General features: G+C 63.2%; 13 protein-coding genes. 4 read left to right on the top strand and 9 right to left on the bottom strand.

What is annotated here, in order from left to right:
- Window position 1 precedes the first annotated feature (1 nt).
- The 4 genes from EDF69_RS18865 to EDF69_RS18850 form a co-directional block, all read right to left on the bottom strand.
- Complete coding sequence (locus tag EDF69_RS18865; protein ID WP_184117147.1) at window positions 2–1,993, bottom strand: protein-L-isoaspartate(D-aspartate) O-methyltransferase; 1,992 nt, start codon at window positions 1,991–1,993, stop codon at window positions 2–4.
- Between the two features lie 3 nt (window positions 1,994–1,996).
- On the bottom strand, window positions 1,997–2,185 hold the full coding sequence (locus tag EDF69_RS18860; RefSeq protein WP_132884456.1) for a DUF3008 family protein: 189 nt from the start codon (window positions 2,183–2,185) through the stop codon (window positions 1,997–1,999).
- 70 nt (window positions 2,186–2,255) lie between these two features.
- On the bottom strand, window positions 2,256–3,215 hold the full coding sequence (locus tag EDF69_RS18855; RefSeq protein WP_035386709.1) for an IS481 family transposase: 960 nt from the start codon (window positions 3,213–3,215) through the stop codon (window positions 2,256–2,258).
- A 131-nt stretch (window positions 3,216–3,346) separates the two neighbouring features.
- Window positions 3,347–4,039 (bottom strand): TetR family transcriptional regulator, encoded by a 693-nt coding sequence (locus EDF69_RS18850; protein ID WP_204991471.1) that lies wholly within the window; start codon window positions 4,037–4,039, stop codon window positions 3,347–3,349.
- 119 nt (window positions 4,040–4,158) lie between these two features.
- Here EDF69_RS18850 and EDF69_RS18845 point away from each other — a divergent pair, with 119 nt between their 5' ends.
- Genes EDF69_RS18845 through EDF69_RS18835 form a run of 3 tightly spaced genes read left to right on the top strand, consistent with a single transcriptional unit; the run spans window position 4,159 to window position 6,351 of the window.
- Window positions 4,159–4,692, top strand: coding sequence for a DUF4142 domain-containing protein (locus EDF69_RS18845; protein WP_125962480.1), 534 nt, complete (start codon window positions 4,159–4,161; stop codon window positions 4,690–4,692).
- A gap of 52 nt (window positions 4,693–4,744) precedes the next feature.
- Window positions 4,745–5,488, top strand: a complete 744-nt coding sequence (locus EDF69_RS18840) for an aspartyl/asparaginyl beta-hydroxylase domain-containing protein (RefSeq protein WP_125962481.1) — start codon at window positions 4,745–4,747, stop codon at window positions 5,486–5,488.
- Window positions 5,482–6,351, top strand: coding sequence for an alpha/beta fold hydrolase (locus EDF69_RS18835; protein ID WP_132884458.1), 870 nt, complete (start codon window positions 5,482–5,484; stop codon window positions 6,349–6,351). Before EDF69_RS18840 ends, EDF69_RS18835 begins: the two co-directional genes overlap by 7 nt.
- Before the next feature lie 192 nt (window positions 6,352–6,543).
- On the opposite strand, the gene EDF69_RS18830 is transcribed toward EDF69_RS18835, so the two are convergent.
- The 4 genes from EDF69_RS18830 to EDF69_RS18815 are packed head-to-tail and all read right to left on the bottom strand — an operon-like array spanning window position 6,544 to window position 10,138.
- On the bottom strand, window positions 6,544–6,981 hold the full coding sequence (locus EDF69_RS18830) for a thioesterase family protein (protein ID WP_132884459.1): 438 nt from the start codon (window positions 6,979–6,981) through the stop codon (window positions 6,544–6,546).
- Window positions 6,962–8,332, bottom strand: a complete 1,371-nt coding sequence (locus EDF69_RS18825; RefSeq protein ID WP_125962484.1) for a Dyp-type peroxidase — start codon at window positions 8,330–8,332, stop codon at window positions 6,962–6,964. Before EDF69_RS18825 ends, EDF69_RS18830 begins: the two co-directional genes overlap by 20 nt.
- A gap of 1 nt (window position 8,333) precedes the next feature.
- Window positions 8,334–9,032 carry a hypothetical protein gene (locus EDF69_RS18820; protein ID WP_125944062.1) on the bottom strand — a complete coding sequence of 233 codons (699 nt, stop codon included), beginning with the start codon at window positions 9,030–9,032 and terminating at the stop codon, window positions 8,334–8,336.
- A gap of 17 nt (window positions 9,033–9,049) precedes the next feature.
- Window positions 9,050–10,138, bottom strand: coding sequence for a catalase family protein (locus tag EDF69_RS18815; RefSeq protein ID WP_239556289.1), 1,089 nt, complete (start codon window positions 10,136–10,138; stop codon window positions 9,050–9,052).
- 229 nt (window positions 10,139–10,367) lie between these two features.
- On the opposite strand from EDF69_RS18815, the gene EDF69_RS18810 reads away from it, so the two are divergent.
- Window positions 10,368–12,134, top strand: a complete 1,767-nt coding sequence (locus EDF69_RS18810) for an oleate hydratase (protein ID WP_132884460.1) — start codon at window positions 10,368–10,370, stop codon at window positions 12,132–12,134.
- Window positions 12,135–12,702: 568 nt separating this feature from the next.
- On the opposite strand, the gene EDF69_RS18805 is transcribed toward EDF69_RS18810, so the two are convergent.
- A complete protein-coding gene (locus EDF69_RS18805; RefSeq protein ID WP_239556286.1) occupies window positions 12,703–14,466 on the bottom strand; it encodes a PAS domain-containing protein in 1,764 nt (587 codons plus the stop codon).
- Window positions 14,467–14,594: the final 128 nt, after the last annotated feature.

Below are 14,594 nucleotides of genomic sequence, written 5' to 3'. Positions count from 1 at the left end.
GTCACTCGCCGAACGGATAGGTCTCGGGCATGCCGCGATGGTGCTCCGGACCCAGCGGCGTCACGGCGCGGGTCGTGTCGAACCACACATAGGCGTCGAACTGCTCGGGCAGGACCGCGTCGCTATAGTGGCTCCAGCGCTCCGTGTCGGGGCGATAGATGACGCCGATGAAGCGCTCCAGCCGCGGTTCCGCCAACGCGCGCCGCAGCGCCTCGTGCCGTCCGGGCGCAAGATCGAGCAGAAACCGCTCGGTGCCGCTGTCGTGGCATAGCCGCTCATAGCTGTCGCGACGGGAGGGATTGACGCGCTTCACCTCCATGTCGCCGTCCCAGTCAGTCGCTGCGGCCACGGTGCCGCTATGGGTGCCGAAGCCGATAGACGCGACCGCATCGCCCCACTCCTCGCGGCAGAGCTGCCCGATGTTCAGCTCGTCCCGCACCTGCCCCATGTCGGTCGCACGCGCGTCGCCGATGTGGCTGTTGTGCGCCCAGACGATCGCCTTGGCGTCCGGCCCCTTGGCATCCAGCAGATGGCGCAGGGTCTCGAACATGTGCGTGTCGCGCAGGTTCCAGCTCTCCGCGCCGCCATAGTACATGATCCGGTAGTAGCGCTCGGCCGACGCGACCAGCCGCGCGTTCTGCGCCGCATCCAGGAAATCGTCGCCGTCCTCCGCCGCATAGTCGAGCTGCTTCTGGAGCAAGGCCTGGCACTGCTCGATCACGGCCCGCTCGCACTCGGCATAGCCCCGGCTGAGCGCCGCGCGGCCATAGGTCGCCGGGTTCTTCTGCCAGGGCGTGAGGCATCCGTACCGCTCGCGCGCCGCGGCACCGGCTTCGGGATCGATCCGGTCCAGATAGTCGAGCACCGCGCCAATCGACCCGGACATGTTGTAGATGTCGAGCCCGTAGAAGCCGGCACGGTCGTGCATCGGCCTGTCGGCATTGTGCGCGTGCATCCAGCGGATCAGCGCCTGGACGTCGGTGTTGCGCCACATCCAGGTGGGGAAGCGCTGGAACGGCGTTTCCGCGCCGGGCCGCGGCTCGCGATGGCGGACGAAGCGGTCGACGGTGGCGGCATCCGGCCAATCCGCCTCGACCGCGACGATGGTGAAGCCGTGGTGCTCGACGAGGTGCCGAGTGATGGCGGCACGCGCCTGGTAGAATTCGCTGGTGCCGTGGCTCGCCTCCCCCAGCAGCAGCACCCGGCGATCCGCGAACCGATCGAACAGGCGGCCGAATGCCGGATCGTCGAACGCGGGCAGCGGCTCTGCCGCTTCGGCGATCATCTCCGGCAGCGTCTGCTTGCGCGAGGCGCCGGGGGTGTGATTGCTCGCCGAGCGGCTGCCATCCTCCGGCCAGCCATGGGCGCCGATCAGCGGCACGAACGTGACGGCGCCGAGGTTCTGCTCCTCGAAGCTATCCTCGGTGATGCGGGTCACCTTGCAGAGCTTCTGATCGCCCGGTTCTCCCGCCGGCACGATCAGGTGCCCGCCCACCGCCAGTTGCTGCTTCAGCGCATGGGGTACATCCGGCCCGCCCGCGGACACCAGGATCGCGTCGAACGGAGCTTCGGCCGGCAGTCCGCCGCTGCCGTCGCCACTCTCGATCCGGACGCTGTCGTAGCCGAGCGCCTCGATCCGCGCCGCCGCTGCGGTGCCGAGCTGCGCATGCCGTTCGACGGCGAACACCTGATTGGCGACCTGGCCGAGAACGGCGGCGGCGTAGCCGGATCCGGCCCCCACCTCCAGCACCCGATCCTGCCGCCCGATCTCGGCCGCCTCGATCATGGCCGCCACGATGAACGGCTGGGAGATCGTCTGTTCCGCCCCGATCGGCAGGGGCGTGTCCTCATACGCGAATTCGGCAAGCGCCTTCGGTACGAAACGTTCGCGCGGCACCGTGCGCATCGCGTCGAGCACCGCCGCGTCGCGAATGCCACGCCGCGCGATCTGCACGTCCACCATCCTGGCGCGGGCGGCAGCGAAGTCGGTCATGGTTCAGCCCTTGCTGTCGTGCTCGGGCTTTCCCTTGCGCTTGGTGTGCGCAAACTCCTCCAGCTGCTTCTCGCTCATGGAGTCCTCCATGCTCTTGGAGGCACCTTTCAGCTTCGACTTCGGGGTGTCGCCGCGCTTGGCGCTGAGCGCGGCACCGGCGGTCTTCTGCTGGGCGGCGGGCTTTGCGGGCATCTTCACTCTCCTCTCGAGAGAGGTCAACGCACCGGGGCAACCATGGTGCCTCAACCGAGAGCGACGGTTCCTAGGTGTTCAGTCCCGGCATCTGGTGGATCGGATCGACGATGAACCGGTCTGGCTCTGACGTCCAGATCTTGGCGATGTATTCGTAGGGTGTGAGGCCGCTGAGCGTCTTGAGCCGGCGGGCAAAGTTGTAGGCGGCCATGAAGTCGGCGAGGTGCGTCCGGAGCTGGTCGTGGGTCTCGTAGTGGAAGCGTTTGACGGTTGCCTCCTTGATGGTGCGGTTCATCCGTTCGACCTGACCGTTCGTCCACGGGTGGTTCGGCTTGGTGAGCCGGTGTTCGATGTCGTTCGCCTCGCAGATCATGTCGAAGCGCATCTGGCGCGACCAGGCGGTGTTCCGGTTGCGCGGCTGCTCGGCGAACTGAATGCCATTATCGGTCAGGATCGTGTGTATCCGGTACGGCACGGCCTTCAGCAGGTGTTCGAGGAACTCCCATGCTGTGCGCCTATCGGCCTTGTCGACCAGCTGGGTGACTGCGAACTTGCTGGTGCGGTCTATGCCGACGAACAGATAGAGCTTTCCTTCGGCAGTTTGCACCTCGGCGATATCGATGTGGAAGAAACCAATCGGATAACGCTTGAAGCGCTGACGCTTGGGCTTGTCGCCCTCGACATCCGGTAGCCGTGAGATGCCGTGCCGCTGAAGGCAACGGTGCAGCGCTGAGCGGGTCAGGTGCGGTAGCGACGGCTGCAATGCGTAGAGGCAGTCGTCGAGCGGCAGCAGCGTGTGGCGACGGAACGCCACCACCATTGCCTCCTCCGCCTCGGTCAGGGTCGTTGAATGAGGGGCCTTCGGCCCGGTCTTCAGATCCTCGACCGTCGCCCTCTTACGCCACTTCGCCACCGTCTTGGGGTTGATCCCCAGCTCACGGCTCAGCGTCGCGAGCGAAGCTTGCGATCGCTGTATTGCTGCTCGGACAGCGTGCGTGGTCGTGGCGCTCCCGTGACGTACCTGTCCCATACGGCTTCCTTCCATTCCAACGAAAGGATCGCACCATCAAACCGTGGGATCAAACACCTAGTCAGGTCAGTTCCATTCCGAGGAGAGACTCGAAGAGGCACCGCTTAGCAGTCATAATGCACGAACGACTACTATACTGGACCATACCGTAAGAATAGCTCTGCCAATGCCTTCATCCAATCCTCGCTCGTAGACTGATCTGTTTCAGGAGCGCGCAGCACGTTCTCCGCCCGGCCGATCAAACAGTGCAAGAATGCGTGACGAAAGGTCGTCAAATCGGTATGCGCTAGCGCGATCGCGGCACCCGGATGTGCTAGTAAGGCGTCAATCGCGCGCAGACCGACAGCATAGGTAGAGGTCCAGGCGTCATGACGCGCGTCCGGTAGTTCCGTCAGCACCGCAGCAATCGCCTGACGCTCCGAACTGATCAAGAAGGTTAGGATACGCCTCCCAACGCTGCAGAACGCGGCGCGAAAGTCGTCCACATGCACGTCCTCATGAAGTCCGTCTTCTTCCAGTTCCAGCTTGCGCTGCAGAAGGCGCATCAAAAGATCACTGCGGTCATGGAATCGCGTGTAGATCGTCTTTTTGCTAACAGCTGCCGCACGCGCTATCCGTTCGACCGAGAGTTCGCCGGCGCCCTTTGCGAGCAGCAAGTCCCAGGTGGCGGAGAGGATCCTTTCTTCCAGACTGGCCGCCTCTTCTGCACTCGGCCTGCCTATCCGGCCGCGTTGGCGTTTCAGTATCGCCTTCTCACCGGCCATCGCGGCCATTCCTTCCGTCACCTCAAGTTTCAGCCGCTCACCCGACTTCACAATCCACACCTACGCTAAATCTTTGCGGGGAGGTAAGAGATTAACGGAACCGTCCGGTTCCCTTGCGCATTCTGGGGCGGTCAGTTGCGCAATGATTGACCCCCGTTCTTTTAGCTTGAGGAAGATCGATGTTGAAGTTGATCCTGGCGACCAGTGCCCTTGCCGTTTCCGTCACAGCGGTGTCGGCGCAGACCACCCCCCCGATTGCGGGCCAGAGTGCCCCCTCCTTCGTTGCAGCAGCGTCCGATGCCAATACCTATGCGATCAAGGCGTCCGAAATGGCTCTTTCCAAGGCGCAGCGCGACGATGTGAAGGCGTATGCTAAGCGCGTGCTGGACGAGAACCGCACTCTCCAGAAGTCGCTCCTTGCGTCGCTTCGCGACAACCAGCGCACGATCAGGACGCCGTCGAGTGCGCTGTCGTCCGATCGAGCCTCGCTGCTCAGCCTGTTGCAGAAGGCGCCGCGCGGCAGCTTCGACAACCTGTTCCTTACCCAGGCTATTCAGGTGCAGGACCGTGCCTGGTCGGTGTACAAGGGCTATGCCGAGGATGGCACCGATCCCGCGCTGAAGCAGATCGCCATCGGCGCGGCGCAGCAGGAAGAGCAGGAACTCACCGCCGGAAAGGCACTCCTTCCCGCGGCGCTGGCCGGTGATCAGTAACGCGCTCGCGCCCGGTCTAGGCCGGGCGCGGTCCTCCGTTGGCGCGGCGAGCATGCCCAAGCGGCCGATTACGCTGCGCCTGGGCAAGAAACTGCGCCCGATAGTCAATGCGATCGTCACGCGTGGATCGCTGGTCGGCAACGGGCCGGTGCATGATCCGGCCGATTTCCCCTGGGTGCACCTGTTGCGGAGCGAGTGGCGCAACATTGCGCATGAGGCGACCATCGTATGCGCCCATCGCGAGGCGGTGCCGCCGTTAAACGCCATCTCGCCCGATCATGCCCGGATCGCGGCCGATGGTCTCTGGCGATCGTTCTTCCTTGTCGGCTATGGACAGTCGATCGAGGAAAATCGTCGGCGCTGCCCTGCGACCAGCCGGCTGATCGGCGCCGTACCCGGCCTCAACAGTGCCTTCTTCTCAATCCTTGCGCCGGGCGCTCACATTCCCCGCCACAAGGGTGTCACCAAGGGGCTGCTGACCTGCCATATCGGACTCGCCGTGCCCGGTCGGCAGGACGGATGTCGAATGTTGGTGGCAAGCGAGACGCTGCACTGGGCGGACGGCCAGGCACTGGTATTCGACGACACCTACCCGCACGAGATCTGGAACGACACGGACGAGGTGCGCATCGTGCTGCTGCTGCAATTCCGCCGGCCGATGGCGCGCGTGGCAGGCTGGATCGCCGATCTGTTCCTTAGCCTGATCCGCCGTTCGGCCTTCGTCCGAGATGCGCGACGCGATCTTGCGCGGTGGCAAGAACTCTTCCGCGCGGCCGAGGACAACAACGCATGCTGATCCACGACCTACAGACCGCGCCCCTTCCGTTTTCTGTCCGCGGAATGCGTTTCGATGCGATCACTTGCGGCCCGGAAGACGGCGAACTGGTGCTGTTCCTCCACGGCTTTCCCGAATTTGCGGACGCGTGGGTAGACATCATCGCCGCTGTCAGCCGGGCCGGCTTCAGAGCCGTCGCCTTCGATCAGCGGGGCTACTCGCCCGGCGCGCGCCCCCTGGGCGTCGATAGCTACCGCACATCCGAGCTGATCGACGACGCACTGGCGGTAGCCGATGCCCTCGGCGCGCAGCGATTCCATCTGGTGAGCCACGATTGGGGTGGCATTGTCGCCTGGAAGCTCGCCGTCGCGCATCGTGAGCGCCTCCTGTCGCTCACGGTGTTGTCCACCCCTCACGTCGATGCCCTGCTCGACGCCAGGCGTACCGATCCCGATCAGCGGCGGAAGTCGCGCTACATATCCCTTTTCCGCATGCCGTTCCACATCGCCGAACGACTGCTGCTCCGGAAGAACGCGGCCGCCCTGCGCGGCGCCTACCGGGGCAAGCTGCCGTCCGAGAGGCTCGAGACCTACGTGCGGCGCTGGGAAGTGCCCGGTGCGCTCACCGCCGGCCTGAACTGGTATCGTGCGCTCGATTTGCACGCGATCACCGGCCCAGTCCAGGTCCCGACCCTGTTCATATGGGGCTCCGAGGATCAGGCGCTCGGCCGCCGCGCCGCCGACGCGACCAAGGACTTCGTCCTATCGGATTACCGCTTCCTGCCGCTCCAGGGCGCGTCGCACTGGCTCCTGGAGGAAGCGGCGGACCGGGTCAGCGAAGCACTCGTTCCCCATCTCCGCCGGTGGCGCTGCGGGTCGCCCTGATCTTCGCGACGTTTCCTCGGCCTTCAGCAGACCCAATCATCCACCCCCTGGTCGGCGTCGGCGACGACCGCTCGAGCCGTTCCGACGCCGCCGAGAGGCTGAGCATGAGCGCCGTCTGCTCGTGGGCTGCCACGCAACATCCAATTAAAACCGCTCGCGAGGGATAACCGCCCCCTTAAAGGTTCGGACCTGTTACAGGCAGAACGGCTGCGCCAGATCCGGAGTGATGCGGACGAGTTGACCCGAGCTCGCGTCGAGACAGCATAGCGTCGAGTGCACCTCGGCGACCGTCTCGCCGTCCCTGCCGATATGCGTCGAGAACCATGCTCGCCACGCTGTGTGCTTCATAATCTGAACCGTCGCGATGAGACTATCGCGGTGATAGGCCGGTTTTCGATAGAAGATCTCGTGACTAGCGACGATCCAGCGAAGCCGGTCGACATCTTCCTTCCTCGCCACCGCGCGCCAGTACGCGGTTATCGCCTGCTGCACCCACTGCAGGTACACAGCATTGTTGACGTGGCCCAGTTCGTCGATCGCGTCCGCCGAAACGGTGATGGCATGCCGATGCGAACGGTATTGCGAGCGCCCCCCGGGCCCGCCGGACGGTTCAGCGCCAGCCTGCTTCACCGATCCACCGGAGCGCCGTCAGCGACGGCATGAAGAGATATTCGCCGCCCATCAGACGGTTGAAGGTGGTCACGCCGTTGACGCGCGTTCGCGCCGGCTCATGCGGAATGGTGAAGGTCCCCGGCTCCTCGTGCAGTGCGACGATCGGATCTCTCTCGGTACCAAGATCGATGAAGTTACCCCGGTTGATCCATTCCTGCTGGAGGAACTCGATCGTATCGTACGCCCGCGCGCTGATGAAGATGAAGAAGATGCCGCGATCGCCTTTCGCATCGCCGGCCGCCGTCACGTCCGGAGTCCACTTGGGGCCGAAGGTGGAAGAGCGCCGGATGATGCGGTGGATGTTAACGTCGGTCAGGATCGTCAACTGGCTGTCGCGCGGGTTCAGACGGCGCATGTGCGCTGAATGCGGACAGACCAGTCCCTTGGGATCTTCCGCGAAATTGAAGTCGTTGTTGCGTGATCGATCCGCCCCCAGCGCCTCGTCGTCATGATCCGGTGCCAGGATCAGCGGCGCGCCGCTGCGCCAGCGGCCGAACATCTTGGCCGCCAGCTTCTCCTGGTCGGCTTCGCTGTCGGCGTTTGCGCGGATGAAATCGTTGAAGGCGCCAACCGCGCTCTGATATTTGCGCAGGACCACGAACGATCCGTTGCGACCGAGCGGGGCCGGTTCGGGCATTGCGACTGGCGCGCCGGTCTCGCTGTTTTCGCCCAGGATGAACTCGCCCGCCGCGATCGCGCGCTCGTCGCCCCGCGGGTCCACCCCGCCGCCCGCCACTGTCGGCTGCGAGATGGAGTCGCGAAATCCGAAAGGATTCTTGGCATCGGCATCCGCCCCGAAGCTGTGCGTGCCGACGAGCGTGACACCATGCGAGGCTTCCAACTCGGTCATGGCAACTTCGATCGCCTTTTCAAGCGCGGCTTCGTCGCGGGCATAAATCGTCAGCGCGATATGGCAGGTGCCGGGCCGAAAGGCATCTTCCCACCGGTCGGGTGCGTTTTCGCCGAAGTCGCGCAATTGCTCGGCTCGGGCGGCCATGCCCTGTTGAAACGGGAGGGGAAAGCTCTTCAGCGATGCCTCTGGCACGCCCAGCGCCTTCAGGCCGGCATGGCTGATCGCGACGCCGGTCCAAGCGTCCATGTCGTCCGTCCAATCGTGGGCCGAGGGGATGTGCGGCGCGAGCCGGCGGACGAGATCGCGACCGCCTTCCGCCTCATCGACGTGCAGCATCGCGTGCAGGCCGACATAGGGCTCGGGCCGCGATCGCAGGATCAGGGCCTGGATGTCGTCGAGCTGCAGCTTGACCCGCTCCCGGCTGAAGCGCGCCTTCAGGTTCGCCAGAACGCTCATGTCAGTAATCCACCCCTTCCGGCTTGGAGATGGCGTCTGTAAGTTGGTCGAGCGCCGCCTTGGTCGTCGGGTCGATGCCCATGTTGGCGGCCTCTGCATCGAGGAACACGTTGAGCGCCTTCTCCATTCGCTGGAAGCGGCGTACGTCGACCACCGTCACCTGCGGATTGGCAACGAACCAGCCGGCAGCGTCGATCTGGTGGTCGGCGATGAAATCCTTCACCTTGGGGCTGTCGATCCCCGGCCAGCCTTCGACGTTGGCGAACAGAAGGTCCATGAGTTCGGGGATCTTGGTCGCAAAGTCATTGATGTAGGCGTCCCAGTCGCCGTCGTAAGCGGTCGCGAACAGGATGCGCGTATCATCGTCGAAAAAGACGAAGCGCATGTCGTGCAGGGTGGAGACGCGCTGGGCGCCGTCCATGTTGCCGGCGGTGAGATCGAAGATCCGTCGCAGGCGCTCCGCGCCGCCCGGCTTGAGCGTCGCGATGGCGGTGAGTTCGGACACGTTGCCGGATTGCTTGCCGGCGCGGCCGGCCGACCGGGCGCTGCCCTTCAGGTCCGGATTATGTTTGCGGATCATCGCCTCGAGCGCGATCTTGGCGAGGTGGGGTGCATCGGCGGCGACTTCCTCCACCCGGCGACGGATTTCCTGAAGCTTGCTCTCATCCGCGAGGCGCGGGTCCTTGTTGTCTGTGGTCATCACGACCTCCTGCTTGTTCAATCGGGAATGTCATCGAGCCGGTCAGGCTCGATCCGGGGGCGCGCGTTCATCCGATGGCGGTAGCTGGTGGAGCGTTCGTAAGCCGCCCGGCGGATGCGCATGATCTGGCCGAGTGGGCGGTGCGCCTCTACGCCGTTCCATGGATTGAAAGACAGGACGTCGTCGCCATACACCTGGCGTGCCGGGGCGTAAGCGTCCTGCGCTGCGAACCGCAGCGTCGCGATCGGGCGATGCGGCGACACCTTCTCGTCCCAGCGTACCGCCGCATCCTCGACCGGCATCTCCGCCAGATCGGTGCAGAACTGCGCCGACAGGGCATATTCCGCGCCCTGGCCGGCGAAATGCTCCACCATAACATCCCGCATCGTGGAGAAATCCGTCTTGCCCACCGGCTGTCCCGTCAAGGCCCGGACGTTATCGGAAGCTGGGGACAGCGCCAGCTTGGCGACATGGTCACCGAAGCGGATAGCACCTTGCGTATGGTAGCTCTCGCCGAGCGGATGATGGTTGTCGCGCGCCAAACCTTCGAGTGTCGCCCCCGGCGTCATCCCCAACGCCTCCACTGTCTTCTTGGCACCCCGCGCAGTGCCCGCGATCAGCCGCTGGAAGGTGTCGGGCGCATGCGCATTCGCCTCGAGAAGGCTCAGCATCAGCTTGTATTTGGCGATGGTGCCAAAGGCGAGGACGGGAAAGTTCACCATCAGGAAATCCTGGTTGGCGCCCCCGATATCGGGCGACAACCGCTCTCCTTCGACGCCGATCACCTTGATCGCGAAGCCTCGCGGCGCAGGGATCGCGTCCGAATGAATGTCGCTGGGTGCCGAGGACAGCCGTGCGACCACACCATACGTGGCTGGGCGCACGAAGATACCCTGCCGCAGTTCCGGCGCCAGATCGTCGTGAACCGTCAATGTGCCCTTCAGGACGGCATGTGACTTGGCATGCGCGTCGCGGATCGCGTGACGGTGATGCTCGAAAGCGCAGCGGTTGCCGGCCGCCATCTGCTCGACGATCTCGGCCGTCAGGCGCTCTTCATCCTCGGCGATCGTCTCGATGTCGGACGAATAGAGAAGCGGTGCTTTCAACCCTGACCTCGCTTGCTGACCTTGTTCAAGTGCGCTTCGACCCAACGTGCTCGAAGAGATTAGCAACTAACAACACACAAGGGAACCGTGTGGTTCCCTTTCTTTGCAACCTCTGCTATGCGCGTCCGCAGGGAAACGATTGATCGAAACGGAAAGGCTCAGCGCGACGGTGCTTCGTAGCCAGGCGAAGTCAGATCCCCGCCGTCGGGGGCGTTAGAAGGAGCTTGCCATGCATTACAGCAGCGGAAACTATGAAGCTTTCGTCCGCCCCCGCAAGCCGGATGGCGCTGACAGGAAGACGGCATGGTTCGTCGGCTCCGGGCTGGCCGGACTGGCGGGCGCGGCCTTCCTGATCCGCGACGGCGGTGTTGCTGGCGAGCGCATCACCATTCTTGAAGAGCTGGATCTTCCCGGTGGCGCACTCGATGGTCTCGACGTGCCGGAGAAGGGCTTCGTCATCCGCGGCGGCCGCGAGATGGAGGAGCATTTTGAATGCCTGTGGGATCTCTACCGTTCGATCCCGTCGTTGGAGATCGAGGATGCCAGCGTCCTCGACGAATTCTACCGGCTCAACAAGGATGATCCGAACATCTCCTTGCAGCGCGTGACCCAGAACCAGGGCCAGGACGTGCCGGACAAGCATCTGCTGACGCTGAGCGCCCGGGCGCAAAAGGACCTGATCTCGGTCTTCCTGGCATCGCGCGAAGAGATGGAGAACAAGCGGATCAACGAGGTCTTCAGCAAGGACTTTTTCGAAAGCAACTTCTGGCTCTATTGGCGCACCATGTTCGCCTTCGAAGAGTGGCACTCCGCCCTCGAGATGAAGCTCTACATTCACCGTTTTATCCACCATATCGCTCATCTCGCGGACTTCTCTTCGTTGAAGTTCAATCGCTACAACCAGTACGAGTCCATGGTGCTGCCGCTGGTTAAATGGCTGACCGATCACGGCGTTCAGTTCCGCTACGGCGTTGAGGTGACGGATGTGGATTTCGACATCCGGGAAGGCCACAAGGAAGCGACCCGAATTCACTGGAGGGAGAAGGGCGAGGAAGGCGGCGTCGATCTTGGCCCCGACGATCTCGTCTTCATCACCATCGGCTCGCTGACCGAAAACTCGAACAATGGCGATCACCACACCCCGGCGGAACTAAACGAGGGACCGGCGCCGGCTTGGGATCTGTGGCGGCGCATCGCGGCGAAGGACCCGGCCTTCGGACGCCCGGATGTGTTCGGTGCCCATATTCCTGAGACGAAATGGGCATCGGCATCGATAACCGCGCGCGATCCCCGGATCGCGCGGTACGTCGAGAAGATCACCAAGCGTAACCCCTTCACCGGCAAGATCGTCTCGGCCGGCATCGTCACGGCGAAGGATTCTGCATGGCTGCTGAGCTGGACGGTCCACCGGCAGCCGCATTTTAAAAAGCAGCCCAAGGACCAGATGATCGCTTGGTTCTATGCGCTCTTCGTGGATTGCCCCGGCGACTATGTGAAGAAGCCGATGCAGGAGTGCACCGGCGAGGAGATCACCCAAGAGTGGCTCTATCACCTTGGCGTGCCGGTCGAGGAAATCCCGGAGCTCGCCGCAATTGGCGCCAATACGGTTCCGACGATGATGCCCTATATCACCGCATTTTTTATGCCACGTCAGGCCGGCGACCGCCCGGACGTGGTTCCGGAAGGGGCAGTGAATTTCGCCTTCATCGGCCAATTCGCCGAGTCCAAGCAACGCGATTGCATCTTTACGACCGAATATTCGGTGAGAACGCCGATGGAGGCCGTCTACACGCTCATGAACGTCGAGCGCGGCGTGCCCGAGGTATTCAACTCGACCTATGACATTCGCACGCTGCTTGGCGCCATTACCCCTCTGCGCGATGGGAAGCACATCGAGTTACCGGGTCCGGCTTTCCTGCGCAAGCTAGCGATGAGCAAGCTGGAGGGCACAGAAGTCGAGAAGCTCCTTAGGGAATTCAACCTGTCCTCGGGATGACGGTGCGCTGCTTACGCGCTATCGAACTACGCCATTCTGAAAGTCCGGCGGTCGCATTGTCTTTTCAGGATCGACATGCCTCCGCGTCGGCGACTGGGTTCAGCGTTGAAATCCGGCATTCTGAAGAATGCCGCAAGTGTTCTTGAGGACCAGAGCGTTGTCACCAGAGGCCTCGTGAGTCCGCAGTAGCGATTACACGCCTCTTTGTTCATGAACGATACAGCGGATCAGGGCACTACATGGTCGAGACGTCGGTCTTACTAGCCGGTGCAGTAAACTGGTGTTGGTCGAGTGGCTTTGATAGGAGAATGGCATGCTTCGGCATTTCTTTACGGCGCATAGCCACATTGCTCGACACTCGAACAAGACGGTCGGAGAGAAACGGCCGCGCACATAGTGAACCGGCCATCCATCGATTTTGGCAGAACGGCGAGAGCCTTTTCGCCATCGTCGGCGTCGAACACGCGCCAGCCGGCCTCCGCGAAGCATCCACAAGACCAAAGCAGACCCGCGCCTCGTCCTCTACGATCAGGATTATCTTGCTGCCGACCAATGTGCCTTGGCCCATTCAATCTCCGGTCACGATAGCGGCATCTCCGAGCCGCGCTTGAAGCTCGAACACCAAACCGTCCGGACGGAAGTCGGTCGCGGCCTTGCCGCGGAAATATGAGCGAAGTGAGCGTTCGATCAGCACCGAGCCAAAGCCCTTCCGCTCAGGTAGCGATACGGGCGGACCGCCCTGCTCCCGCCAGACAAGATCAAAGCCGGCATCGCTGCCAGCGCCATCGACCTTCCAGGAGAGCGTCACGGTGCCGTCACCGTTGGAAAGTGCACCGTATTTGACGGCGTTCGTCGCCAATTCGTGCAGCGCCAGTGCGAACGCCACCGTGACCTCCGGCTTGAGCATGACGGGCGGGCCATCGATCAGGATGCGCTCGCCAATCGCGCCGTGGGGTGCGAGTGCGCGCGTCGCCAACTCGCGCAGGTCGGCCGATCGCCACGAGGCGCTGGTGAGCACGTCCGTGGCAGAGCCGAGCGCTACCAGCCGCGCCCCGAGCCTGGCCGAAGCGACCGCAGTATCGGGTGAGTTGCGGAGCGTTTGCTGAGCGATCGATTGAACAACGGCCAGCACGTTCTTGAGGCGGTGTGCCAGTTCGCCGTTCAGGAAGCGAAGGTCATTCTCGTTCCGCTTCATTTGGCGATAGTCGTGCGTTACAGTGCCGTAGCCGCTCAGCTCGCCTTTCGCGCCAAGGAGCGGGAAAACCGAGTAGAGGACCGGAATCAGTTCGCCCGTCTCGAAATGACGGAAGCACAGTTCTCCCGCCCAATGGCCGTCGCAGGCGACCGCCGGCAGCGCTTCGCTCGTGACAGTCTCAACCTGGTCGGGTGGGACGAGGTCGGAAATGGCGAGCCGGGTAATGTCGGCATCTTCCAATCCGACAAGCCGACGTCCTGCGTCGTTAATGTAAAACACGCTTCCGTCCAGGTGCGCCATACCGACGAAATCAGGACTGTTCTCGGCCAGCCGCACGAAGCGGTCACGCTCCTCCTCGCTTTCTCGCGCGTCGGTAATATCGCGCGAGACTGCGAGGATGCGGTCTGGAAGTCCGTTGGGGCCGGGGATAGGGCTAACCGCGACGTGCCACCACCTCATCGTGCCCTTCCGGGTGCCGGACCGGCCGATGAAGCTGCGTGTCTCGCCGCGGCGCGCTGCCTCGATCGCGGCGACCGCGTCCGCGTTGTCGGCATCGTGCCAGAAATCCGTCCAGCGACAGCCGACGATGGCGTTGAAGTCGCTCACCTCCATAACGCGCTGGCCGCCTTGGCTCATGAAGGTCAAGCACCCGTCAGGGTCAAGCACCGTGATGCAATCGGTAGAACTGGCCAGCACGCCCGACAGGAAGCTTTCCCGCTCCACAGTTTGCCGCTCGCGCTCGACCAACTCCTCGTTAAGTCGATGTCCCCGGCGCAGGGAGTCGCGCAACTCGGCCGTCAGCATGACGAGCCCGATCATAACGACCAGGAATAATGAGGCGGCAACCCACTGCTGGCGAGGCACCCAGGTCGAGTCCGTTACGGATCCTAGTGAGACGATGCCGGTAGTCGCCGACAGAATAGCCGCGAACAATCCCGGACACTTGCCGAGGATCAGGGCAATAGCAATCGTCGCCGGAATAAATGGGAGCCACGGCAGCGTGTCGGGTACGAACAGGATGCGTGCCACGCCAACACCGATGATCGCCACAGCGGCGAGCAGGTATTGAGCCGGGGCCCGAAGCGGGCGATTGAATGACCAGACAACGATCCGGTCGAAGAAGCTGCCAGGGTGCATCCGTATCATCTGCCTCCAAAGCCTGGACAAGGCCCCGCGCCGATCCTTCAAGCTTCATAATACTGACAGTTTGCTGTCGGGACCGACCACATTGGTGTCATAACCGCTCGGAACCTGTTGAAAGACCT

It is taken from the genome of Sphingomonas sp. JUb134 (genome assembly GCF_004341505.2).
In the GTDB taxonomy this organism is placed as follows: domain Bacteria; phylum Pseudomonadota; class Alphaproteobacteria; order Sphingomonadales; family Sphingomonadaceae; genus Sphingomonas.
This window is presented reverse-complemented; position numbering and strand designations above follow the sequence as displayed.

What these genes read in the sequence shown, in the direction of transcription:
- EDF69_RS18845 (WP_125962480.1), top strand. Translation starts at nt 4,159, where the DNA reads ATGTTGAAGTTGATCCTGGCGACCAGTGCCCTTGCCGTTTCCGTCACA.
- EDF69_RS18860 (WP_132884456.1), bottom strand. Translation starts at nt 2,185, where the DNA reads ATGCCCGCAAAGCCCGCCGCCCAGCAGAAGACCGCCGGTGCCGCGCTC.
- EDF69_RS18855 (WP_035386709.1), bottom strand. Translation starts at nt 3,215, where the DNA reads ATGGGACAGGTACGTCACGGGAGCGCCACGACCACGCACGCTGTCCGA.
- EDF69_RS18840 (WP_125962481.1), top strand. Translation starts at nt 4,745, where the DNA reads ATGCCCAAGCGGCCGATTACGCTGCGCCTGGGCAAGAAACTGCGCCCG.
- EDF69_RS18810 (WP_132884460.1), top strand. Translation starts at nt 10,368, where the DNA reads ATGCATTACAGCAGCGGAAACTATGAAGCTTTCGTCCGCCCCCGCAAG.
- EDF69_RS18835 (WP_132884458.1), top strand. Translation starts at nt 5,482, where the DNA reads ATGCTGATCCACGACCTACAGACCGCGCCCCTTCCGTTTTCTGTCCGC.
- EDF69_RS18865 (WP_184117147.1), bottom strand. Translation starts at nt 1,993, where the DNA reads ATGACCGACTTCGCTGCCGCCCGCGCCAGGATGGTGGACGTGCAGATC.
- EDF69_RS18820 (WP_125944062.1), bottom strand. Translation starts at nt 9,032, where the DNA reads ATGACCACAGACAACAAGGACCCGCGCCTCGCGGATGAGAGCAAGCTT.
- EDF69_RS18805 (WP_239556286.1), bottom strand. Translation starts at nt 14,466, where the DNA reads ATGCACCCTGGCAGCTTCTTCGACCGGATCGTTGTCTGGTCATTCAAT.
- EDF69_RS18825 (WP_125962484.1), bottom strand. Translation starts at nt 8,332, where the DNA reads ATGAGCGTTCTGGCGAACCTGAAGGCGCGCTTCAGCCGGGAGCGGGTC.